General features: G+C 52.6%; 20 protein-coding genes. 16 read left to right on the plus strand and 4 right to left on the minus strand.

Annotated features, from left to right (window positions below):
• Positions 1–4: 4 nt before the first annotated feature.
• Positions 5–1,624, plus strand: coding sequence for an ABC transporter ATP-binding protein (locus tag SD69_RS10550; protein WP_041523195.1), 1,620 nt, complete (start codon positions 5–7; stop codon positions 1,622–1,624).
• Here SD69_RS10550 and SD69_RS10555 read toward each other — a convergent pair.
• On the minus strand, positions 1,608–3,200 hold the full coding sequence (locus SD69_RS10555; protein WP_052481065.1) for a lytic transglycosylase: 1,593 nt from the start codon (positions 3,198–3,200) through the stop codon (positions 1,608–1,610). The two genes, SD69_RS10550 and SD69_RS10555, sit on opposite strands and share 17 nt — an antisense overlap.
• Before the next feature lie 120 nt (positions 3,201–3,320).
• Positions 3,321–4,109, minus strand: coding sequence for a hydroxyacylglutathione hydrolase (gene gloB, locus SD69_RS10560; RefSeq protein WP_041523196.1), 789 nt, complete (start codon positions 4,107–4,109; stop codon positions 3,321–3,323).
• Positions 4,110–4,195: 86 nt separating this feature from the next.
• On the opposite strand from gloB, the gene SD69_RS10565 reads away from it, so the two are divergent.
• The 9 genes from SD69_RS10565 to msrA all read left to right on the plus strand — a co-directional run bounded on the left by SD69_RS10565 (position 4,196) and on the right by msrA (position 12,556).
• Entirely contained in the window at positions 4,196–4,999 is an 804-nt protein-coding gene (locus SD69_RS10565; protein ID WP_052481066.1) for a methyltransferase domain-containing protein, read from the plus strand.
• 10 nt (positions 5,000–5,009) lie between these two features.
• On the plus strand, positions 5,010–5,444 hold the full coding sequence (gene rnhA / locus SD69_RS10570; protein ID WP_041523197.1) for a ribonuclease HI: 435 nt from the start codon (positions 5,010–5,012) through the stop codon (positions 5,442–5,444).
• 32 nt (positions 5,445–5,476) lie between these two features.
• On the plus strand, positions 5,477–6,229 hold the full coding sequence (gene dnaQ / locus SD69_RS10575; RefSeq protein WP_041523198.1) for a DNA polymerase III subunit epsilon: 753 nt from the start codon (positions 5,477–5,479) through the stop codon (positions 6,227–6,229).
• 195 nt (positions 6,230–6,424) lie between these two features.
• Entirely contained in the window at positions 6,425–8,140 is a 1,716-nt protein-coding gene (locus tag SD69_RS10580; RefSeq protein ID WP_041523199.1) for a hypothetical protein, read from the plus strand.
• A gap of 53 nt (positions 8,141–8,193) precedes the next feature.
• Positions 8,194–8,973 carry an NAD(+) diphosphatase gene (gene nudC / locus SD69_RS10585; protein WP_232301249.1) on the plus strand — a complete coding sequence of 260 codons (780 nt, stop codon included), beginning with the start codon at positions 8,194–8,196 and terminating at the stop codon, positions 8,971–8,973.
• A 32-nt stretch (positions 8,974–9,005) separates the two neighbouring features.
• Positions 9,006–9,659, plus strand: a complete 654-nt coding sequence (locus tag SD69_RS10590; protein WP_041523200.1) for a hypothetical protein — start codon at positions 9,006–9,008, stop codon at positions 9,657–9,659.
• Positions 9,660–9,716: 57 nt separating this feature from the next.
• Complete coding sequence (gene sohB / locus SD69_RS10595; RefSeq protein WP_041523201.1) at positions 9,717–10,790, plus strand: protease SohB; 1,074 nt, start codon at positions 9,717–9,719, stop codon at positions 10,788–10,790.
• A gap of 88 nt (positions 10,791–10,878) precedes the next feature.
• Entirely contained in the window at positions 10,879–11,874 is a 996-nt protein-coding gene (locus SD69_RS10600; protein ID WP_041523202.1) for a YhdH/YhfP family quinone oxidoreductase, read from the plus strand.
• Between the two features lie 46 nt (positions 11,875–11,920).
• Positions 11,921–12,556: a peptide-methionine (S)-S-oxide reductase MsrA gene (gene msrA / locus SD69_RS10605; protein ID WP_041523203.1), complete on the plus strand. Its 636-nt coding sequence runs from the start codon at positions 11,921–11,923 to the stop codon at positions 12,554–12,556.
• Positions 12,557–12,559: 3 nt separating this feature from the next.
• Here msrA and SD69_RS10610 read toward each other — a convergent pair whose 3' ends face one another.
• On the minus strand, positions 12,560–12,832 hold the full coding sequence (locus SD69_RS10610; RefSeq protein WP_041523204.1) for a hypothetical protein: 273 nt from the start codon (positions 12,830–12,832) through the stop codon (positions 12,560–12,562).
• Between the two features lie 3 nt (positions 12,833–12,835).
• Positions 12,836–13,600, minus strand: coding sequence for a phosphoadenylyl-sulfate reductase (locus SD69_RS10615; protein ID WP_052481068.1), 765 nt, complete (start codon positions 13,598–13,600; stop codon positions 12,836–12,838).
• A gap of 428 nt (positions 13,601–14,028) precedes the next feature.
• On the opposite strand from SD69_RS10615, the gene thrH reads away from it, so the two are divergent.
• From thrH to dbpA, 6 genes are all read left to right on the plus strand, one after another.
• Positions 14,029–14,646, plus strand: a complete 618-nt coding sequence (thrH, locus tag SD69_RS10620) for a bifunctional phosphoserine phosphatase/homoserine phosphotransferase ThrH (RefSeq protein ID WP_041523205.1) — start codon at positions 14,029–14,031, stop codon at positions 14,644–14,646.
• A gap of 296 nt (positions 14,647–14,942) precedes the next feature.
• Positions 14,943–17,186 (plus strand): TonB-dependent receptor, encoded by a 2,244-nt coding sequence (locus SD69_RS10625; RefSeq protein WP_041523206.1) that lies wholly within the window; start codon positions 14,943–14,945, stop codon positions 17,184–17,186.
• A gap of 186 nt (positions 17,187–17,372) precedes the next feature.
• Positions 17,373–20,528 carry an HD domain-containing phosphohydrolase gene (locus tag SD69_RS10630; protein WP_041523207.1) on the plus strand — a complete coding sequence of 1,052 codons (3,156 nt, stop codon included), beginning with the start codon at positions 17,373–17,375 and terminating at the stop codon, positions 20,526–20,528.
• Between the two features lie 100 nt (positions 20,529–20,628).
• Positions 20,629–21,498 carry a DMT family transporter gene (locus SD69_RS10635; protein ID WP_041523208.1) on the plus strand — a complete coding sequence of 290 codons (870 nt, stop codon included), beginning with the start codon at positions 20,629–20,631 and terminating at the stop codon, positions 21,496–21,498.
• Positions 21,499–21,759: 261 nt separating this feature from the next.
• A complete protein-coding gene (locus tag SD69_RS10640; RefSeq protein ID WP_041523209.1) occupies positions 21,760–21,966 on the plus strand; it encodes a cold-shock protein in 207 nt (68 codons plus the stop codon).
• A 141-nt stretch (positions 21,967–22,107) separates the two neighbouring features.
• On the plus strand, positions 22,108–23,490 hold the full coding sequence (dbpA, locus tag SD69_RS10645) for an ATP-dependent RNA helicase DbpA (protein WP_041523210.1): 1,383 nt from the start codon (positions 22,108–22,110) through the stop codon (positions 23,488–23,490).
• Positions 23,491–23,561: the final 71 nt, after the last annotated feature.

Genomic DNA, 23,561 nt, shown 5'->3' on the forward strand with positions numbered 1-23,561 from the left:
ATCTATGAGCCAAACATTGCCTACTAATTTGATACGGGTCGAGAACCTTACGTTAACGTTTCGCTCGGCCGCTGAGCCTGCGGTGCGAAACGTAAGTTTTGAGCTGCGCGATGGTGAAATATTAGCGCTGGTCGGTGAGAGCGGCTCGGGAAAGTCTGTGACCGCACAGTCAATTCTACGCTTGTTGAACCCCAGCGCTGTCGACTACAACTCGGGCAGCATATCGTTTGCGGGTGAAGATCTGCTTCGCGCCGACGAGCGGCATTTATCGCGAGTGCGTGGTGGGGCTATTGGGATGATCTTCCAGGAGCCGATGACGAGCCTCAACCCGTTACAAAGTATAGAGAAGCAGCTGGCCGAATCCCTGTATCTACACAAAGGCATGAGCCGCGATGCCGCCCGGCCGATAGTGCTGGAGTGGTTGCAGCGCGTTGAAATTCGCAACGCCGAGAGCCGTATGAATGCGTTGCCCCACGAGCTCAGTGGTGGCGAGCGACAGCGTGTCATGATTGCGATGGCGCTTATTAACGAGCCTGCCGTACTTATTGCCGATGAGCCAACCACCGCGTTGGATGTGACTGTTCAGTCGCAAATCTTAAAGCTGTTAAAACGTTTGCAGCGTGAGCTGGGCATGTCGGTGCTGTTTATCACTCACGACCTCGGCATTGTACGCAAACTTGCCGATCGGGTGATGATTATGCGCCGTGGCGAGATTTTAGAGCAGGGGGGTACTGCGGATGTATTTGACCACCCCAAAACCGATTATGCCCGAGCGCTTTTGGCGGCCGAGCCGGGTGAACCGCCACCACCTTTGCTACAAGCTAAACCCTTGCTCAGTGTTAATAATTTGCGCACGTGGTTTGGCATAAGCTCTGGTTTTTTTCGGCGAGTTAAAACTCATGTGAAAGCCGTCGATGATATAAGCTTTAGTCTAGCCGAAGGAGAAACGTTAGGGATTGTCGGCGAGAGTGGCTCGGGTAAAACCACATTGGGGCGCTCTATACTTCAGTTGATTCCGAGCAGTGGAGAGGTTCGATTTACTCTCGCCAATGAGTTTACACCGCACAACTTGCTGCAGCTAAGCGCGAAACAGATGAAGCCGCTGCGCCGTCATGTACAGATGATTTTTCAGGATCCGTTTGCCAGTTTGAGCCCCCGAATGTCGGTGATGCAAATTATTTCCGAGGGGCTGCTGGTTCATGAAAACCTGGATAAGCAGACGGTGGAGCGGCGGGTAATTGAAGCAATGAATGAAGTGCAGCTCGACCCGGCATTGCGCCACCGTTACCCAAATGAGTTCTCGGGCGGTCAGCGCCAGAGGATTGCGATAGCCCGGGCACTTATTCTTAAGCCGCGTTTGTTGGTGCTTGATGAGCCCACCTCGGCGCTTGATCGTTCAGTGCAAAAAGACATTGTCGATTTGCTGCAAAGATTGCAGCGCGATTACGGCTTATCTTACTTGTTTATCAGTCATGACTTAAGCGTGGTGCGGTCTATGAGCCACCGCATTATGATCATGAAAGATGGCGAAGTGGTGGAGCAGGGGCATGCTGAAGCACTATTCCAGCGGCCTCAACATGCCTACTCCAAGGCGTTGTTAGCGGCGGCTAACGAGCCTTTGTGACATCCACAAACAACGTGAGTTGTTGGCCTGGGTGAATGTAGCTGCGGCTGGATACTTTGTTCCAGCGGGCGATATCACTGATGCTGACGTTAAAGCGGCTGGCGATTCTGGCCAGCGAGTCACCTGACCTAACCTTGTAGGACAGTTTGCGTACAACGGCATCGCTATCGCCGGTGTTGTCTTGTACGTTTTTACTCCACACCACGAGTTTTTGCCCGGGTTTAATAGTGTCCCGAGGTGACATGCCATTCCAGCGCGCCAGCGAGCTGACACTCACCTGGTGATTGTTGGCGATACGCCAAAAGCTGTCCCCTTTGCGCACCGTGTAGCTGATCTTGCTATCTTCACTGCGCCCTCTAGAGCGGCCCTGTGTGCTCAAGCGCCGTTGGTTGGCGCTCAGCTTATAGTGTTCGGCACCAGCACTGGCGCTAGGGATTAGGAGTACATCGCCGGCACGAATACGCGAAGACGTTAATTGGTTGGCACTTTTTAGTGCGTCGACACTGGTGTTATGGTTTTTGGCGATACGGCTCAAGCTGTCACCCGAGCGAATTTTATAGCGATCCCAGCTGATGCGCTGGGAGGGATCGATGCCTGACAGTGTTGTACTGAATGTCTCGGCGTGCCCGGCTGGTATCAGCAAGCGGTGAGGTCCGTCGGGGTCTGTCGCCCAGCGATTAAAACCGGGGTTAAGCAGATAGAGCTCTTCCATGGTGATGTCGGCCAGCTCGGCGGCCTGAGCCAGATCGATTTGTGATCCTATATCGATGGCGACAAAGTAGGGGGCGTTGGGGATTTCCGGCAGCGTCACTTTATATTTGTCCGGTTCGGCGACTACATGAGAAAGCGCCAGCAGCTGCGGCACATAGGCCTGAGTCTCGCGGGGTAGTTTAAGTGACCAAAAGTCGGTGGGCTTGCCGGCCCTCTCATTGGCTTTGATAGAGCGCATTAAGCGGCCCTGGCCCGTGTTGTAGGCCGCAAGTGCAAGCAGCCAGTCGCCGTCGAACAGCGTGTGTAGCCGTTTTAGATAGTTAATAGCGCCATTGGTCGAGGCGATGACATCGCGCCGGCCGTCGTACCACCAGTTTTCTTTAATACCGTAATCACCTGCGGTGCCAGACATAAACTGCCACATGCCGGCGGCGGTCGCGTGGGAGTAGGCAAAAGGATCAAAAGCGCTCTCGACAACGGGCATAAGGGCGATCTCCAGCGGCAGACCCTCTTCTTCCAGGCGCTGGACGATGTAAAACAAATAGCGCTGGCCGCGCTCGAACACCCGGTCGATGTACTCAGGGTGTTTGGCGTACCACTGTTCGTACTGCTCAACCCTTTTGTGATCCAGATCGGATATAGCGAAGCCCGCGCGCATTCGCTCGATTAACGTCACCTCAGCTGGGGCGGGCTTGGGCGAGGCGATGGGGGGCGCACTCACCGCAACAGGCTGGGTATCGGTGGGGGTATTTTCAGCGGCGCCAATAGGTTCCTGAAAATCTTCTTTTTCGGCGAAAATGCCACTACATCCGTTTAATATGACTGAAAATATACAAATTAAGGTCGTACGAGATACTGCGGTCATTGCGTCACTTTGGTGGTTGCGCACTACACCTAAGGTGGTTGCGCGTTAACGGGTCACGCTTGGCTTTAGCCTATTATTCACGCGAAATTCAGCCGATTCTAGGGGTTTGCGCTGCACCGGTCAATTACTGGGAAAGTCATTTTTCCACTGCCTTAAAACGGCAAATACGTCTTCGGCTGAGCTTAACGAGCGTCCGCTATAGGCTGCGGCACTCGATATTACCTGCGGTTCCGAGCAACGTAAAAATGGGTTGGTGCTAAGCTCTAGCGCCATATTGCTAGGTATTGTGGGCAGTTGTTGTTCGCGTTTTGTGCGTTCAGTCGCTATTCGCTCGATTAGTGCCTGGTTGTCGGGCTCTACCGCAAGGGCAAAGTTTAGATTGGCAAGCGTGTACTCGTGAGAGCAGTATACGGTCGTCTGCGCTGGTAGCCGTGCGAGCGCGGTAAGTGAGTTAATGAACACATCTGGCGTGCCTTCAAACATCCGGCCACAGCCCCCGGCAAACAGTGTGTCGCCGGCGATTAACACACCGTGGGGCTCGGCGTCTGCCCGGTAATAAACCACGTGGTCCAGGGTGTGGCCCGGTGTCGCCAGTACCTGCCAACGGGTCTCTCCCAGTTGCACTTCGTCTCCATCGGCTAACGGGTGGGTTACCTGAGGGATTCGGTCGCTGCGAGGGCCGTAAACGGGAACCTGGCTGTGTTCGAGTAGCGCATCGATACCGTCGGTATGATCCCAATGGTGATGCGTTAGCACGATGCCCTTGAGGCTAAGCCTGTGTTGTTTCAGGGCCCGTCGCACGGGCTGGGCGTCACCTGGGTCAAAAATATAGGCATCTGGCTGGCTTGAGTCTGGTTGCAACAGCCAAAAATAATTCGTCTCGAGTGCTGGTAAGCCGTAAATCTGCATGGTCTAACTCCGGTTGGCTTCTTTGCGCTGGCGAATACTGGTATTTTATCAGGATAGGCGGGCAGAGTTATACCGTGGAGGTGTGTGTGCTCGAGCAACTAAAAGCCAAGATTAAGCGCCGCCGCGACGTGCGCCCGGCGGCGGAAGCCGTGCCAGCACTGACCGACTGGTTTAACACGCCGGCCGGGCAAGGGCTGCTGGCCTGTGAAAAAGCCGATATCGATCAAGCACTTGCTTGCTTGTTCGGGTATCATTTGTGCCAGTTGAGTGTCGCCCGCGGGCTTAAGTTGACTGACAATAGCCGCATTGCTCATGCGTTTGCACTCAACCCTTGCGCGACCTCCGGCGGGCTAGAGGCGGGTTGCTGTGATTTTGGTCGGTTGCCCTTGGCCCCCGAGTCCGTCGATGTATTTGTGTTACACCATGCGCTGGACTTTAGCCAGACCCCCCACCAATTGTTGGCGGAGGTCGCTAAGGCCACTATCGCCCGCGGCTATATTGTTATTGTGGGATTTAACCCCTGGAGCCTTGGCGGCTTGCTGCGCCTTTTGCGCGGCTGGTTTGGCCACGCTCCCGAGGGCGGGCACCAGGCGTTACGCTGGGGCCGGTTGCAGGACTGGTGTAAATTGCTCGATTTAGTGCCTGTGAATATTACTCGCGGCCAGTTTTGGCCCCGATCGCGAGACAATCAGCGGCCCCTGGAGTCCTGGCTGCGGCGCGTTGGTGCGCCTTGGGGCAACTATTATGCTGTCACGGTACGCAAAGACGTACCCGCCGTGTTGCCGTTGAAACCCCGTTGGAACAATGTCGAGCTAAGAGGCTTTAGCGCGGCCTCGGTTCCGAGTAAAGTTGGGCGCGGGTCCAGTCGTACAAAAAACATTAACAAGTAGTGGTATATTTTTGAAAAATATAGAGATTTTTACCGATGGAGCCTGTCGTGGTAATCCCGGCCCGGGTGGCTGGGGCGCATTATTACGGTTTCAGGGGCAAGAGAAAGAGCTGTTCGGTGGCGAGCGTGATACCACTAATAACCGCATGGAGCTGACCGCTGCCATCGAGGGTTTAAAAGCGTTAACGGAGCCCTGTGAGGTGGTTTTAACCACGGACTCGCAATACGTCAGAAAAGGTATTACCGAGTGGATGGCCGGTTGGAAACGCAAGGGCTGGCGCACGGCATCTAAACAGCCCGTTAAAAATGTCGATTTATGGCAGGCGTTAGACGCCGAAAATAACCGCCACAAAATCGATTGGCGCTGGGTTAAAGGCCACAGTGGCCACGCCGAGAACGAGCGCGCTGATCAGTTAGCGAATCGCGGCATTGATGAGTTGAGCTAAGCTCGTTTAACCAAATATTTTACAGAGTAACTATGACCACACCGGACAATACAGTAACACGCCAGATTGTGCTTGATACCGAGACCACCGGTCTTGAAACCAGCCAGGGCCACCGGATTATCGAGATCGGTTGCGTTGAGGTGATCAACCGCAAGCTCACCGGCAAGCACTACCATCAATACATCAACCCCGAGCGTGAAGTCGATGCCGGGGCGATGGAGGTGCACGGCATAACCAATGAGATGCTCGCCGATAAGCCGGTTTTTGCTCAAATTCGCGATGATTTTATGAGCTTTATCGCCGGCGCGGAGCTTGTCATTCACAACGCTCCGTTTGATGTGGGCTTTATCGATGCCGAGCTGCGCCGCATGGATTCGCGCCACAATACGGTTGCCCTGACGAACAGTATTGTCGATACCCTTATTTTGGCTCGCGGCAAACACCCAGGGCAGAAAAATAACCTGGATGCACTGTGTAAGCGCTACGGCGTCGATAACTCCCAGCGCGAACTGCACGGCGCTTTGCTCGATGCCGAGATTCTTGCGGATGTCTACCTGTTAATGACGGGTGGGCAAACCGCGCTGATGCTTGGCGGTGGTGATGGCGGTGACGGTGGCGATGAGGCCTCGGGGGCCGAAATTAAACGTCTTGACGCCAGTCGTCGCCCTTTGCCAGTGGTCTCGGCACAGGGCGATGAACTGGTGCGGCACCAAGAAAAGCTTGAAGCTATTAATAGCGCCAGTGGTGGCCAGTGCCTCTGGTTGGCTGAGAACAGTGGCAGCTAGCCAACTCGCGCGGATTATTAATGCGACACCTTTGGCATCTGAGGGCAAATCTTAGCGGCTTAATTGGATTGCCTTAGAGTTTTATAATAAGTTAATGTAGATTCTACATATCGACATTAATGCATTGGTTGCACACAAAAAGAGCTTGCTACACTGGAGTGTGTAGTTTGGCCCGATACCGGCAGGAAAATAACAGTGACTACAGACACCGCGGAACGTTTTAACCCATCCTCTTTAAAACTGGTACAGAATGAACTGGTGAGTACCATAGAGTCGGCCGCCAACCGATTGGAGCGCTTCGCGGCGGATCCTAACGACGGTGAATTGCTGCAAAATTGTATCGACGATATAAAGCAAATCCGTGGCACTTTAAGTTTGTTGCAGCTGCGCGGCGTCGATACTCTCGCCAGTGAGTTGGTTGAACACATCACCGATATCCCCCTGGGGGACGGTGCAGCCACCCGTGAGAAGCTCGAGCGCATTACCTCGGTGTTTTTCATCTTGCCGCGTTATTTAGAGTATTGCACCCAAACCGGTCGCAGCATGGCGGTATTGCTGATCCCGCATATCAACGATTTACGCGCCGCCCGCAAAGAGCCTCTGCTACCTATGAGCTACTACTTTGCGTTAGATCTGGAGCAGTGCCAGCGTCCCGAGCAGCAAACCGCCGTTATCCCCGAGGATTTTCGTCAGTTTGTGCGCCGTATCCGACACATGTATCAAGTCGCTATGCTCAGCGTATTGCAGGGCAAACAGGTTAAGCCATCATTGGGTATGATGGTCCGCTCGCTAGAGCGGCTCGACAGTGTCACCGCTGATAGGCCGATGGCGCAGCTGTGGTGGGTGGGGGCAGAGATGATTGGTGCCATCGCCGAAGGCAATTTACAGCTTACTAAATCGCGCAAAATGCTACTGGGAGCGATCGATCGAGAATTTAAACGGGTTCAGTTTGAGGGCGATGTGTCGCTGGATCGCTCGGCGTCTCCTGCGTTATTAAAAGAGTTGGTGTATTTGGTGGCGCTGGCCCATCGTGACAGCTCCCGTGCCGAGGCAATTTTGGCAGCCTTTAACGTAGCCCGGCTACCTTACAATGAAGTCGAGTTATTGCGTGAGCAGGAGTACCTCAAGGGCCCCAGCGCAACTACGGTAACCTCCATGACGGCGGTACTGCAAGAGGAGCTGCGCTCGAGCAAAAACATCTTAGAGCGCGCCGCTCAGGGCGGTATTGAGATGCTCAAAGAAACGCCGGAGTTACCCGAAACCCTGAAAAAGATTGCCGAAATTCTCTCGGTCGTTGGCTTGGTCGCGCCGAGCAGCTCGCTGCGCGCCGAGATTCAGAAAATTGCCGGTTGGCAGGACGGCTCTATTGAGGCGAGCCCGGATGACTTGTTGAGTGTGGCCGACACCCTGTTGTACATCGAGAGTACCGTTAGTGGTTTGGCCCGCATGAATTTATCGGAAGAAAAGCTGGCCGCGCTTAACGCGCTGTCGCGGGAGGAGGTGCTCTCTAACAGCCAGATCTTTGAAGCAGAGACACTGGTGATCGAAGAGGCCGAGTCGGGGCTCGCTATGATCAAGCGGGCGTTAAATAGCTACTCTGAATCCAATTACGATATTGGCCATATTAAAAACGTTGCCTCAACCCTCTCTACTGTACGCGGCGGGATGCAAGTTTTGTCGCTAGGGCGCGCGGCTAAAGTTGTAGCCGCCTGTGAGCAATTTGTTAATGAGGCACTACTGGGTAATGAGCAGCTGCCAGCGGTGCAGCACTTACTGGAAACGTTTGCCGATGCTGTGATTAGCCTCGAGTACTACCTGGACGCAATTAAATCGGAAAAAAGCGCCGACACCAGCGTTCTGCAAATAGCCGAAGAAAGTTTACAGGCGCTTGGGTACCCTGTTGCCTCGTAATGGGGTGAGGGTGTCTTGTGAGAAACGCTGATAAAACGAATTATTATTGGCCCGTGGTCGATGGGCAGCTATGGTTGCCAGACGGGCAGCCTGCAACTGAGGCCCCTCAAGGCAGCCATGCGTGCTTTCGAATGGACCTACCCGAAACCGATAATGATTACCGCCACTGGATTTGCCTCTCGGAAAAGCCTTTACCTTTAGCGCCCGAGCACTGGCTCAATTTACGTGATCTTATGGGCAGCAGCACCCCGGATGTGTGGTATTGGGCGGGTAGGGCGCTGCAAATAGAGCACTGGTGGCGGCGTCATCGGTTTTGTTCCGCCTGTGGCAGCACACTGCCCGAGCCTGCGCCAGAACGCTTAACCCATGGTGAGATGGTGCGGGTTTGTTCCAGTTGCCAAATCCACTATTATCCGGTGCAAACCCCCTGCATTATCGTTCTGGTGACCCGGGGTGATTATTGCTTGCTGGCATTGCACCAGAGATCACGTACCGGCACTTATACGACGTTGGCCGGGTTTGTGGAGGCCGGCGAGCGCATCGAGCAAACCGTTGTCCGTGAAGTGGACGAAGAAGTCGGCGTTAAGATTAAAAACCTTAGATATGCTGACAGTCAGAGCTGGCCGTTTCCGTCGCAATTAATGTTGGGGTTTTATGCCGAATATGAGGCGGGCAGTATTGAGCCGCAGCTTGAAGAGATTACTGAGGCGCACTGGTACCATTACCGTCAGCTGCCTAAAATACCGCCTCGCGGCACCATCGCGCGACAATTGATAGACGGTTTTATCAGTGAGCGAGAGGCCGCCTCCCACAAGTCAGGTGAGCGTGAATAATAGGCTAGCCATAGAGCAGGGGATTTAACGTTATGGTTTATAGTGCAATTGCGGTGGTGGCCGGCTTGTGTTGCTTGCTGGTTGCTTACTCGGCTGCCAAATTACTGTTTAAAGACTCTTGGGTGTTGGGGTGGTTACGGGGCATGTTTGGCCTGGCATTGCTCGGTTTGGCTGTGGTGTTTGCGTTTGTTGCCTGGGATATTTTTAGTTATCGCCAAATACAGCAAGAACAGCGAGTCGCAACCCTGGGGTTCGAGAAAGTAAAAGAGGCGCTTTACAACGTGGTAGTGGCTGACGAACATGGCCGTGAACAACGTTATCAAATTGCCGGAGATCAATGGCAGCTCGACGCGCGAATTATTAAGTGGAAAGGCATTGTTGCTAACTGGGGCGTTAAGCCAGGCTATCGGCTCGATCGTCTTAGTGGGCGCTATTACTCGCTGGAGCAAGAGCGCTCCGCCGAGCGCACCGTCTATTCGTTTCACGAAAGTGAGTATGGTATCGATGTGTGGCGCTGGTTGCGCGAAGCTCGGGAATCTTTGCCGTTGGTGGACGCGGTGTACGGTAGTGCGACTTATTTGCCAATGGCCGATGGTGCACTTTTTGAGGTGAGTTTATCGGGCACGGGCTTAGTAACCCGGCCTCTCAATGATTCTGCGCGAGACGCCGTGGGCGCCTGGCGCTAACAAAGAAAAGCAAACGCGGTTGGTAACGACCGGGAATAGTCACTGGGGAGTAAATTTTTGGAATTTTTAGCCGATTACGGAATGTTTCTCGCGAAAGCCGCCACCATTGTGGTGGCTTTTGCCATTATTTTAGCGCTCATTGTGAGCAGCAAGCAGCAGCGAGGCTCTGACAAAGGGCATATCGAGGTTACTAAGCTGAACGATACCTATGATGAATACAGCGATATCATCAAAGCCGAGGTGCTCGATTCAGCCGCGATTAAGCTCGAGCAAAAACTCAAAAAGAAAAAAGAAAAGCTATTAAAAAAGCAAAAGAAACAAGAGAGCAAAAGCGCCACAGATAAATCTGCAACGGAACAAGACGTACCTAGCGTACGCAAACGCTTGTTTGTTTTGGATTTTGATGGCGATATAAAAGCCTCAGCGAACGGAAGCTTGCGCGAAGAGATTACCGCCATATTGGGTGTGGCGACTGAGCAAGACGAGGTGGTGGTGAAGCTAGAAAGTGGTGGCGGAATGGTCCACAGCTACGGCTTAGCGGCGAGCCAGTTAACTCGTATCACCGAGCGCAACATTCCGCTGACCGTGTGTGTCGATAAAGTCGCCGCCAGTGGCGGTTATATGATGGCCTGCGTGGCGGATAAGATCGTCGCGGCTCCCTTTGCGGTATTAGGCTCTATCGGGGTTGTAGCGCAGCTGCCAAACTTTCATCGGCTGCTTAAAAAGAACGATATAGACTACGAGATGTTTACCGCCGGCGAGTATAAGCGCACGGTTACCATGTTTGGCGAAAACACCGAAAAAGGCCGTGAGAAGTTTACCGATGACCTGGAGCAAACTCACGTTCTGTTTAAAGCGTTTGTCAGTGAACATCGCCCCGGTGTTGATGTCGATAAAGTGGCCACCGGTGAAATCTGGTACGGCACCAAAGCGGTCGAGATGCAGCTTATCGATCATATTCAAACCAGTGACGGCTATTTGTGGGATCAACATGAGAGCAGTGATATTTTTGCCGTTGAGTTCACCCACAAAAAATCCTTGGCCGAACGCCTTGGCTTTGCGGCTGAGGCCTCAGTAGACCGATTATTTAATCGGGTGCTTGCTCGCGTGCAACCCAAGCGATGGTTTTAGCCTAAGCGCTTCAGTTGCCCTGGCACGGTACGAGGTGCTAGCTTGAATGTTTTAGATGGCTACATGCAATGGGTTAGGGGACTGAGTTATGCAAGAATATCGCGCACTTCGTATTCATCGTGACGGCGATGATCAATTTCGTGTGGCCGTCGAGAGTGTGTCGGCCGCTACTCTGCCGCAAGGCGATATTCTGGTTCGTATCCGCTACAGCGACCTAAATTATAAAGATGCCTTGGCTGCAGTGGGAAACCCCGGCGTTAGCCGAAACTTTCCCCATACTCCGGGCATTGATGCCGCCGGCGAGGTTGTCTCTGACTCGACAGGGCAGTATCGGCCGTGTGATCGTGTGCTGATTAGTGGCTACGATTTTGGTATGAACACGCACGGTGGCCTCGCTCAATATTGCCGAGTGCCGCTACAGTGGGTGTGCCCGTGCCCACCTCAGTTAGAGCTTGACGAGGCTATGATTTTTGGTACGGCGGGGCTCACAGCGGCTATGTGCCTCGATAAACTTGCCCGTGTTCAACACCGCGCTATTAGTGACACTCGCTTGCTCGTCAGTGGCGCCTCTGGTGGCGTCGGCTCTCTGGCGGTGGCGATGGCGGCCAAGCTTGGTTATCAGGTTGTGGCCATGAGCGGTAAAACAGAGGCTGCGGATGGATTACGCGAGCTAGGCGCACAAGAAATCATTAGCTCTGCCGAGTGGCTTGAGGCGAATAAAAAAGCGCTTCTTACGCCTCAGTGGCATTGCGCTATCGACACCCTGGGTGGGGATGCGCTGTTTAACATTATCAAAGCGACCGAGCGCGAAGGTGCTGTGGCTGCGTGCGGTTTAGCCGCAGGGCCCAGCTTTGCCGCTACGGTGTACCCGTTTATTTTACGTGGCGTGGCGTTACTGGGGGTAGATTCAGCTGAGCAGGCCAACGACTATAAACGCAAGCTCTGGTTGCATCTGGCCACTGATCTTAAACCTAACTCACTGTGTAACTTAAGCCAAAAGATATCTCTTGAGCAAGTCCCTGAAGTGCTCACACAAATGCGTGAGGGAAAATCGAGAGGCCGCTATCTGGTGTGTGTCGAGTAGATGATCGTCGCCTGCCCATGGGTTAAATATTCTACCGGAGGCTTTCATGCTTTTTAGTCAAAGAAAATCTCAAATGCCACTGCCTGAGCAGGCTTTGCCGGGGCGCGATGCGCCTATGCAAGTGGCCCCTGATCACGCTGTTAATGGTCATCCAATCGTACCGCCTTTTCCTGAGGGTTGTGAATGGTTTTTGGCGGGTCTCGGTTGTTTTTGGGGGGCGGAACGCCTGTTTTGGCAAATTCCTGAGGTGTATACAACAGCCGTTGGCTACGCCGGGGGTTATACGCCCAACCCAACTTATGACGAAGTTTGCAGTGGGCTTACCGGCCACAATGAGGTGGTGTTGGTGGTTTTTGATCCGGCTCAGATAGAGCTGGATGAGCTACTAAAAATATTTTGGGAGGCGCACGACCCCACCCAGGGGATGCGCCAGGGCAATGATGTGGGCACGCAATATCGCTCAGGTTTATACCTTAGCAGCGACAGCCAGTTAGCAATAGCCGAGGCCAGTAAGCAGCGTTACCAAGCCGCCATGATTGATGCCGGGAAAGGCGAGATAACCACCGAGATTCGCCAAGGGGTTGAGTTCTATTACGCCGAAACCTATCACCAGCAGTATTTGGCAAAAAATCCTGGCGGCTACTGTGGTTTGGCAGGTACCGGAGTCGTGTGTCCAGGCTAGTGCCTAGGGCTCCATCTCCTCTCGTACAAATTGATAGTAAACCGTATAAACCCGGCTGGGTTGCCCGGCCTCTTGTACGATAAAAAATGGCGCGCGATCAACGTTGTGCTCGCGCGCTAATTTCATCCCCGGGCTATCTGGATCTTTCTCATCGGCGCTGACGATCTCATCGATACGCTCAATGTAGCCACTTTGCTCGAGCTTACCCATCACATCGATACACTTTCGGCATGACGAGCCGTCGGCTAAGACTTTTTTAACCAAGGTGATCTTCACGACTTAATTGCCTTGCGGTAAAGGGCTGACGTTCTCATCGTTAGCGTCTGAGAGGTTGCCAGCGTGCAGGCCGCATTCTTTTTTGGTGGCTTCTTCCCACCACCAACGGCCCTCGCGTTCATGTTGGCCGGGGCCGACCGGGCGAGTGCAGGGCTCGCAACCAATGGAGATATAGCCTCGGTCATGCAGGGGGTTGTAGGGCGCTTCATACATGCGAATGTAATTCCATACCTCCTCCGAGCTCCAGTTGGCCAGCGGGTTAAATTTGGTGAGCGTTTCGCCGGGGCGCGCAAAAGCGAGGTCGTCTTGTATGACCGGGATGTCGGCACGGGTGCCGGGGCTTTGATCTTTGCGCTGGCCGGTAATCCAGGCGTCAACTTCCAGTAGTTTTTTACGCAGCGGGGCAATTTTACGAATGCCACAACACTCTTTGTGGGTGTCTTCGTAAAAGCTAAACAGGCCTTTCTCTTTAACCAAGGCGCGCACGGCTTCGCCGTCGGGTGAGACGACGTCGATATCAATACCGTAATGCTTGCGTACCGTTTCGATAAACTGGTAGGTCTCGGCGTGCAGGCGCCCGGTGTCCAGGCAAAATACCTGTACGTCGGGGCGAATACGGCTGGCCATATCGATAAGGGCCACGTCTTCCGCTCCGCTAAAAGAGATGGCGATATTGTCAAATTGCTCTAATGCGTAGCGCATGATGCGGTAGGGGCTTTGCCCCTGCAGTTCATTTTCGATATCGACGGTATTAATCTTCTCACTCATGGTTGCGCCTATATAACATCTCGGTTGCCACAGGCCTGTTAGGGGCTGCGACTGGTTGTAAGTTTTTAATTTGCGCGAAGCATACCAGAGCCTTAAACAGCTGCCCAATATCGCGCCGGCATTTGCTTATAACCTACTGCTATCAGGCTGTGGAACATTGACTGAAAGGTGTCCAGTATGTATGTCTTTTAGCCACATGTAGGGCATCGATATCTGCCTTGCTACTAGATGTAGGCGTTTTGGCTACAGAACGGCTGCTCTAAGTTGATTTCACTTAATGATGACCCGTAATGCGATGTTATATCAAATCCTGTTTTTGGGGTATATGGTTATATGTTCCACGTGAAAACCTGCGCAGTTAAATTGCTTTTATCACGCCGACGGGGTAGATTCGCGTTTTTTCTTTGACTGTATGCTGGAGGCGGCTAGTGGAAATCGCGTGCTTGGATTTAGAGGGCGTTTTAGTCCCTGAGATTTGGATTAAATTTGCAGAAAAAACCGGAATCGAGGAGCTTAAAGCGACGACTCGCGATATCCCGGATTACGACGTGCTTATGCGTCAGCGTCTGCGTATTCTGGAGGAGAATAATCTCGGCCTCAATGAGATTCAGGAGGTCATCGCCACACTCGAGCCTTTAGAGGGGGCGGTAGAGTTTGTGGATTGGCTGCGTGAGCGTTTTCAGGTGATTATTTTGTCGGACACTTTTTACGAGTTCTCACAGCCTTTAATGCGCCAGCTAGGATTCCCAACACTGCTGTGTCACCGTTTAGAAACTGACGATAATGGCCGGGTAATTAATTATCATTTGCGCCAGAAGGACCCTAAGCGTCAATCGGTGCTGGCGTTAAAAACCTTGTACTATCGTATCATCGCTGCCGGCGATTCTTACAATGACACCACAATGCTGGGCGAAGCTGATGCAGGTATTTTGTTTCATGCACCACAAAATGTCATCGATGAGTTTCCGCAGTTTCCCGCTGCGCACACTTATGAGGCGCTAAAACAAGAGTTTCTTAAAGCGAGCAATCGTGATTTAACTTTGTAATTTATTTCCTCTGTTCGCGACACAAAAAAAACCGGCGTTTACGCCGGTTTTTTTGTGTCTGTTTTTTTGCTGTGCAGTTTGTAATTCCTTGCTGTTCTCGGCTAAAGAACTCCTGGCACTGTCAGTAGCCGATGTTTGCTGCTATGGTAAAAAAGCAAAAGTGAGAGATCGCTTCTACAAATTGCCCAGTTTATGGGTTTTTTAATGACGTACTTCTTAAACTATCTTGCTAATAAAAAATAAAAAGAGGGACCAGGGGGGGAGGCGTTGACACGCAAAGAAGAGGGAGTAATTGTATGAAAGCTACCAAGAGGTTAAATAAAAACAGTCGCAGCCGACAGCGCCATTTATCAAAAAATATATTGTTGTCTTCACTAATTGTTGGCGCAGGTGTTACTGCGTCGCCCTTATACGCCGCGCAATCAGTTATTGAAGAGGTGCTGGTTACGGCGCAAAAACGCGAGCAGGATTTACAAGATGTGTCTGTGGCGGTTAGTGCGTTTTCCGGTGACGCTATCGAAAAAATGGGTTTTGAAGAAGGGTTAGACATCACCCAGCAAGTGCCTAATATGAATTTCTTTGCCATTTTTGGCGAAGCCTCCAGTCCCTCCGTAAGCCTTCGTGGTATCAGCTTGGTTAACTTCTCCGATTCCTGGGAGTCGCCGGTCTCCATATATGTGGACGATGTGTATCGCGGCAACCCCGCGGGTTCCGCAATACAGCTTTTTGATTTGCAGCGGGTAGAAGTTCTGCGTGGCCCTCAAGGCACCCTATACGGCCGTAATACTACAGGCGGTTTGGTTCACTATGTTTCGCGCAAGCCCACTGAAGAACTCGATGCGGCGGCAAGTGTCAGCTATGGCAGTTACGATGAAACGGTGGTCGAGGGTATGATCAGTGGCCCGTTAACCGATGGTATTCGCGGCCGGGTGGCACTAAAAAAGACTGATAACGAAGGCTGGCAAACCAATACCGTTACCGGCGAGAAACTAAACGACACTGACAGTTTTGGCTATCGGGCACAGTTGGATTTTGATCTCACGGATGACGCTGGGTTGTTGCTGAATGTACACGGCAGCGAAGCCGATCAACAGTCCGTAGGTTTTGCCCATATGGGCTATCTCGAGAGTGTTGGTGATAACGCGGCGACATGCTCTGTTAGCCGGATACACGATGGTTTGTGTACCAGTAACACATTCCAGATGACCGGGGCTGAGGCGGTAAACGGCCAGTTTGACCCTGAACATGTAGCCAGCGGTGCTGCCGATGGCTTGCAAACGAAGATCGATACCTTTGGCGTGTCTGCGACACTCGATTGGGTTTTGGAGCCTTTTACCGTTACCTCTATTACCGCCTATGAAGAGTTGGATAAGTTTCTTCAGGACGATGGCGACGGCACCGAAGTGGTATTTTTTGATGAGCAGTATAGTGTAGATGCTGAGCAGTACACCCAAGAGCTCCGCTTAAACGGCAGTACAAACGCGAGTAGGTGGGTCGGCGGTGTTTATTACTACAAAGATGACCGGGGGTTGATTACGCAGGCACCGACAACCGCCGATGGTTTATGGCACCAAGAGGTTGTTTCGTTGGACTCTGAATCTTGGGCCCTATTTGGTCAGTACGAATACGACATCTTTGATGAATGGACATTAATATTAGGGGCGCGATACACCGAAGAGGAGCGCGATTTTGTGCAAGATGCCGGCCCCTCGTTTTACCCCGAGATTGATGCCACCCGTGACTTTAGCGATGACGCCTTAACTGGTCGTATCGGATTGGATTGGCGCCCCACAGATTATTCGCTAGCGTATGTGAGTCTATCGACCGGCTTTAAAAGCGGTGGCTTTTCGGGCAGTTACAATGCATCGGAAGAGGCTACTTTGCCGGTTAACTCTGAAGACGTTGTCAACCTTGAGGTGGGCTATAAAACCAGCTTCGCTGATGGCCGAATCAAATTAAATACAGCGGCGTTTACTTATGAAGTGGAAGGCTATCAGGCGCAGGTATTTTTAACGGTGGCGGACGGCAGCGTTATTACTAACGCCGGCGACGTCACTGGTACTGGCGCCGAGGTGGAGTTGACTGCCCAGGTGACCGATAACTTTGAGTTGATCGGGGGCCTGGGGCTGCTAAAAACCGAGTTTGATTCGGATCAGGTGTTTTTAGTGGCGGGCGATGAATATACCTTAGACGGCAATGAGTTACCCTCGGCGCCGGCGCTGACCTACAATCTGGTCGGGCGTTACTACATTCCCTTGGGGAGTGCTGGTGAGCTTGCTTTGCAGGCTGATTACGCCTGGCAAGATGATCATTACTTGCAGATCGAGAACGACCCCTACTCAAAACACGACGCCTATGGCATCGCCAATGCCAAAGTGAGCTGGTTATCAGCGTCAGAGCGGCTCACCGTCGAGGCGTTTGTTAAAAATGCCACCGATGAGGAGTATTTCACCTACCAGAACACCTTGGGCTCTGACTGGGGCTATGGTGTGTGGGGCTTGCCGCGCACGGCAGGGGTAAAAGTCAGCTGGAAGATGTAGCGATATTAAGCACGGAGCTTACCTCAGGGTAAGCTCCGTGTCGTGAGTGCCGATCCCTCTGTGGCGCTTCGCGGTTTACAGCGCAGTCGCCTAATATAAAAAACTTGGCTCGCTGGTTCCCCGCTGACGTTAAAAGCCGCTATTATTAGACAAAATGCTGCACGGCCAATAAGGAACGCTGCCGTCATGAAGGTTAATGAATCACCTCGGTTTACCCTATCTATCAGGCTAATTGTCGTGGCGTTAGTCGCTTTGGCAATTTTTGTAACCGCCGCTGTCGCCATATCCTTGCAGTATTATTTTAGTCGGCAGATGGCGATGGAGCAGGGTATCGAGCGTTACCGGCAAACCGCTGTGACCACGGGCGACTTTATTGAGTCGATTGAGCGCAGCGCGGAAGAGGTAAGTACGCTGCTGGCACGTTACCCGTCGTTGCAGCATGTTGAGACCCCTGAACAAATCCAACATGTACGCGATTTATTTGCCGAGGTGCTGGGCAATCACGACTTTTTTTACAGTATTTATCTAGGTTTCCCCAGTGGCGATTTTTTTGAATTGGTGAACCTTCATGCCAATGAGTCAATGCTCGATGCCGTCAAGGCCCAGGCGGGAGACCGCTGGGTTATCAATCGGGTGCAAGACTCGAGTGAGGGGCGCGTCCGTGAGCTTTTTTACTTTGATAACGAATTTAATCTTCGGGCCCAGCGCACAGAGCCAGCTCAGTACGATGTGCGTCAACGGCGCTGGTTTAACGAGTCGAAGCGCGCGCAGGTGCGAAAGTCTGACCCTTATATGTTTCAGTATATTCAGGCGCCGGGTCAAACATACTCTATCAAGTTGCCCGAGAGTGAAGTGGTGCTTGGAATCGATATCACCTTGCAGTCATTCTCGAGCTATCTGCAAAGTAAAAAAATGGGAGCACAGGCGGAGCTCTATGTGTACAAAGGCGACGGAGCGATGTTGGGCTCTAATTTGTTGCGCGATAATGACGCTGTTCGAACGAGTGTAAAGCCGTTGTCACTGAGTAAACGTGAGCGTGCGTATCTCGATTCGCTTGGCGCTATTCGTGTTTCCAATGAGTTAAATTGGGCGCCTATTGATTTTGCTGAAGCGGGTCGCCCTAAAGGCTTTAGTATAGATTTGTTGCGGCTTTTGGGGGATAAGCTGCAGTTGAACGTGCAGTTTATCAACGGCTATAGCTGGAATGAGCTAAAAGAGAAGTTCTCGGCCGGTGAGCTGGACGTTTTACAGCCGCTGCTTTTATCGGATGCTAACAGAAGCCTGGGGCTTTTTAGTGAGCCTATGGCACAGCTGCCATTCGCCATTGCCAATCGCACCGGGCAACCCGTTATTAGCAATATTGCAGGGCTTGAGGGACTTAAAGTTGCCGCACCCACGGGTTGGACGATTACTGATGTCGTGAGTGATGTGATTGGTGCGAATAACATCCTTGCCGTTGAGGACACCAAACAAGCCCTACAGGCCATGCAAGCCGGACGAGCGGATGCGGCCATTGATAATGACGTGGTGCTGCGACATATCTCTGGTGCACTTTTTATCGAGAATATACAGTTTGGCCCGCCCTTGCTGAACGAGGGCTTGTCGGACTCAATTTACTTTGTTGTACATCCGGACAATGAGCAGCTTTTGGGGCTGCTAAATTTAGCGCTATTTTCAGTAACCGATGAAGAGTGGTTACAGCTTGAAGATAAATGGCTAAACCCACAGGGCGATACAGAGGACGATCTGGCCCGGGTACCCTATCCATTTTTATTGTCTATGGGGCAAGATGCAAACTCGCTTGATACCTTAACGCAGCTAGAGATTGATGGTGTCGAACACTTTGTGCTGGTTAGCGAGGTGGCGCCAGGGCAGGGGGCGCCCAGCTATTTTGCCGTCGTGACACCAGTTGCCCAAGTGCTGGCTAAGCCGTTGGATCGCGTGCGCAAATCTATTTGGGTTACCGCTGTCTGTTTATTGCTGGTGCTGCCGTTGGTTTGGTTGTTGTCGCGCCCGATAGTCCGGCCGATTTTGACTCTGGCGCAAAAGAGTGATTTGGTAAAAAAACGCCAATTTGAGCAAGTTAAGTATACCCCTACACGCGTTAGAGAGCTAAATGACCTGGCTATTTCAATGACGGAGATGGMTGACTCGATTTGTGCTCATCACGAGAGTCAGCGCTTGTTGATGGACTCGTTTATCCAGCTTATTGCCGAGGCGATCGACGCAAAGTCGCCTTACACCGGCGGGCATTGTGCTCGTGTACCGGAACTGGGGCTTATGCTTGCCAATGTTGCCCATGAGTCATCGGAGCCCGCTTTTGCACACTTTAAGTTTGAGAATGAAGATCAGTGGCGTGAGTTTAAAATTGCCGCCTGGCTACACGATTGCGGCAAAATTACCGTGCCCGAGCATGTCGTTGATAAATCCGTTAAGTTGGAGACGATTTACAACCGAATCCACGAAATAAGGACCCGCTTTGAGGTGTTACTGCGTGATGCCCAGCTAAGCTACTGGCGCGGAATCGCGCAAGGAGATAAAAACGAAGCGGAGCTTGCCGCTCAGCTACAAGCTCGGACTGTCCAGTTACACGACGACTTTGCTTTTATTGCCAAAGCCAATATCGGTGGTGAATACATGGATGACGAAGACGGGGCTCGAATTGGGCGTATAGGGGAGCAAACTTGGCAGCGCCATTTTGATCGGCGCCTGGGGCTGAGCGCCGATGAGTTGACTCGTACCAACAACATGTCGGAGTCGTTGCCGGCCACAGAGCGGTTGCTGGACGACCGACCGGAGCATGTACAAAAACGTACCTGCGATATCAGTTTTGAGCCTCACCTAGAGATTGACATGGATGTGCCTGAGTACATCTTTAATCAGGGCGAGCTGTATAATCTGTCGATTGCTCGCGGCACTTTGACGCCGGAAGAGCGGTATCGAATCAACGAGCACATGGTGAGCACCATTAAAATGCTCGATAGGCTTCCGTTTCCGTCCGAGTTAGCACAGGTGCCGCGTTATGCCTCTACTCACCATGAAAAGGTCGATGGAACGGGCTACCCGCGCAAGCTTACCGGTGATCAACTTTCTGTGCCCGAAAAAGTGTTGGTGGTGGCGGATATTTTTGAGGCGTTAACCGCCGCTGATCGGCCTTATAAGGAGGCCAAATCCATTGGCGCCGCTATCGAAATTATGGCCGGCATGGTGGAGCGTGAGCATATCGACCGGGACGTCTTTGAGCTGTTTTTAACCAGCGGTGTTTACTTGCAATACGCACGGGAGTATTTAAGGCCGGAGCAAATTGACGAGGTCGATATCGAGCGCTATCTGTCGGTTTAATGGTTGCTGGGCTTCGGCTACGATGCTTCTGCAGTGTTAATACCTATTGGTTTTTACGCTGCGTGCTGTAATCTTACCAATTTAAGCTGTGGTCGCTCTTATGTCCCCCTCTGTTATGCGTATTACTTTGCTGGCAATGTTGGCGTTTGCCGGCAATTCGGTGCTTTGCCGTCTGGCTTTATCGCCGTCCAGCTCGTCAATTATTGACCCCGCGAGTTTTAGCGCGATTCGTTTGCTAAGTGGCGCCTTAACGCTTCTGTTTATTGTGCTCTGGCGTGAACGTCGGCTACCCCTTAAAGCTGGCTCCTGGTTGGAGGCAGGCGCGCTGTTCGTGTATTTGGTCGGCTTTTCGTACGCTTACATCAGTTTAGATACCGGTGTAGGCGCGCTTATATTGTTTGGCGTCGTGCAGCTCATTATGTTGGTAGCCGCGTTGCGCTCGGGGCAGGGGGTTAGCCTGGGGGAAGCCTGTGGCCTGTCGTTGGCGCTATTGGGGCTGTTAATATTGCTGTTACCGGGTGCCACTAGCCCGAGTATCGCAGGGGCCTTGTTGATGGGGATGGCCGGTGTTGGCTGGGCGCTATACACCTTAGCGGGGCGGCGCGCGGTTGCGCCCTTACTAACGACGTGCGGTAACTTCTTGCGTGCTCTGGCGTTTTTGCCATTGTTACTGCTGGTGCCTTGGGTTGTGCCCGTCCAGTCCTTTACAGTCGATGGCTTGGGCGCGTTGCTGGCCGTTGCTTCCGGTAGTGTTGCCTCGGCCTTGGGGTATGCCATTTGGTATCGCGCCCTTGCGGGGTTGGGCGTTACACAGGCGGGTGTGGTGCAATTGTCGGTGCCAGTGTTGGCCGCGCTCGGGGGTGTTTGGTTTGTGTCTGAGCCACTCTCGCTGCGCTTGGTACTCAGCAGCGCCTTGGTGCTTGGCGGAATTTACCTCGTATTAAAGGCCCGCACGTTAACAAAAGCGTAACCCTTTTGTGAGTTAAACCCGTTATTTATCAATAGCTAGCCTCGGCTTGCATCTGTGTTGGAATAGGTTGGTATTTATAGTTGACAAGGCTATGCAGGGGTATATACTCGATATTGCTTGAAAGTAAGTCCTATATTTATGCCACACCAAAGTATCGGTACGCCTTTAGTTTCGGTCCGTTTAGTCATAAGTAATAGCAACACTTTTAGCGCACAACCGCCTCACAAGAGGCTTACTCTTTGATTGAACAGGATTGACACTATGTCTACTACAACAGGTACCGTTAAGTGGTTTAACGAAGCAAAAGGTTTTGGCTTTATCGAGCAAGAATCTGGTCCAGACGTTTTTGCCCACTTTAGCGCTATTGTTGGTTCAGGCTTCAAAACCCTGACCGAAGGCCAAAAAGTTGAGTTCACCGTAACTCAAGGCCAAAAAGGTCCACAGGCTGAGAACATCGTAGGTCTGTAATGTAAAGTCTTTAACAAGACTTGCTGCTGCGGCAGCGGCTTGCCTTTAAGGTAAGCTAAAAAAAGGGTAGGGCATTTGTCCTGCCCTTTTTTATTGGCGGTCTGTTTTACCGGGCCGCGTTCGACTTAGTGGGTACAAGCATTGCAAGATTTAAAATTTTCTACCTTAGCGCTCCGTCCGGAGCTTCTAAAGACTGTGGCATCCCTTGGCTATACCAGTATGACCGCCATTCAGGCCGAGAGCTTACCGGCGGTACTGGCCGGTAAGGATGTGATCGCTCAGGGCAAAACCGGCTCAGGTAAAACCGTGGCCTTTGCGCTGGGGCTTTTGGCGCGATTAGACGTAAAGCAGTTTGCGGTGCAATCACTGGTATTGTGCCCCACCCGGGAGCTGGCCGACCAGGTGGCCAAAGAGATTCGTAAACTGGCCCGCGGTATTCACAACATTAAAGTGCTGACGCTGTGCGGCGGCATGCCGTTTGGCCCCCAGGTTGGATCTTTGGCCCACGGCGCCCATATTGTTGTGGGTACCCCGGGGCGTGTGTCTGACCACGTGCGCAAAGGTAACTTGGTGTTATCTAGCGTCCACTCTCTGGTGTTAGATGAGGCCGACCGGATGTTGGATATGGGGTTTGCCGAAACACTCGACGAAATCGTGGCCGAAATCCCTGCCAAGCGTCAAACATTACTGTTTAGCGCTACTTACCCCGATAGTATTGCCAAAGTGGCGTCGCGAGTGTTGTGCGACCCGGTTAGCATTAAAGTCGAGAGTACTCACGATACTCAGAGTATTGTGCAGCACTTTTACACGATCGCCGATGGCGAGCGCGACCTCGCCGTAACCCAGTTGCTTCGCGACTATCGGCCTGATTCGGCGGTGGTATTTTGCAATACCAAACGCGAAACGGCGGCGCTGGCTGAGTATCTACGCGACGAGGGCTTTAGTGCGGCGGCGCTGCACGGCGACCTTGAGCAGCGCGACCGTGACCGCACGCTGGTGATGTTTGCCAACAAGAGCTTAACGGTGCTGGTGGCGACGGATGTTGCCGCCCGAGGGCTGGACATCGAAGCGCTGGATGCGGTGATCAACTACCAGCCAGCGCGCGATAGCGAGGTGCATGTACACCGAATCGGCCGCACCGGTCGCGCTGGCAACAGTGGCTTAGCAGTGACTTTAGTGGGCGATAAAGAACGCTTTAAAGTGGAGCGGATCGCTCAGTATGCCGGGCAAACTTACCACTGCGAGCCGCTGCCGAAGCCCGGCGGTGATAGTTCAAGCTACCTGCCACCGATGATCACTTTGCAGATCGATGGCGGCAAGAAGCAAAAAGTGCGGCCGGGCGATATTCTCGGCGCGCTGACTGGCGATGATGGTGTTGCCGGCCATGAGGTGGGCAAAATTCAAATCTTTGATCAGAGTGCTTTCGTCGCGGTTAAGCGTAAAGCCTGTGAGCAGGCGTTACGCAAACTGAGCAGTGGCAAGCTGAAAGGGCGCAGCTTTAGGGCGCGACGCGTGACTAAGTAGCTTTTGCTGCCGCCCCGGGCGCCGCTGTCGTTAGGCGCCCCTGCATTTTGGTGTCGCAGCCTCGAGTAACA

This window comes from Gilvimarinus agarilyticus, assembly GCF_000832015.1.
Taxonomy (GTDB): domain Bacteria; phylum Pseudomonadota; class Gammaproteobacteria; order Pseudomonadales; family Cellvibrionaceae; genus Gilvimarinus; species Gilvimarinus agarilyticus.

Bases quoted from the DNA above. Each gene is read 5' to 3' on its own strand.
- SD69_RS10625 (WP_041523206.1), top strand. From the start codon at position 14,943: ATGAAAGCTACCAAGAGGTTAAATAAAAACAGTCGCAGCCGACAGCGC.
- dnaQ (WP_041523198.1), top strand. From the start codon at position 5,477: ATGACCACACCGGACAATACAGTAACACGCCAGATTGTGCTTGATACC.
- SD69_RS10615 (WP_052481068.1), bottom strand. From the start codon at position 13,600: ATGAGTGAGAAGATTAATACCGTCGATATCGAAAATGAACTGCAGGGG.
- SD69_RS10555 (WP_052481065.1), bottom strand. From the start codon at position 3,200: ATGACCGCAGTATCTCGTACGACCTTAATTTGTATATTTTCAGTCATA.
- SD69_RS10600 (WP_041523202.1), top strand. From the start codon at position 10,879: ATGCAAGAATATCGCGCACTTCGTATTCATCGTGACGGCGATGATCAA.
- SD69_RS10590 (WP_041523200.1), top strand. From the start codon at position 9,006: ATGGTTTATAGTGCAATTGCGGTGGTGGCCGGCTTGTGTTGCTTGCTG.
- msrA (WP_041523203.1), top strand. From the start codon at position 11,921: ATGCTTTTTAGTCAAAGAAAATCTCAAATGCCACTGCCTGAGCAGGCT.
- SD69_RS10635 (WP_041523208.1), top strand. From the start codon at position 20,629: ATGTCCCCCTCTGTTATGCGTATTACTTTGCTGGCAATGTTGGCGTTT.
- gloB (WP_041523196.1), bottom strand. From the start codon at position 4,109: ATGCAGATTTACGGCTTACCAGCACTCGAGACGAATTATTTTTGGCTG.
- SD69_RS10640 (WP_041523209.1), top strand. From the start codon at position 21,760: ATGTCTACTACAACAGGTACCGTTAAGTGGTTTAACGAAGCAAAAGGT.
- SD69_RS10550 (WP_041523195.1), top strand. From the start codon at position 5: ATGAGCCAAACATTGCCTACTAATTTGATACGGGTCGAGAACCTTACG.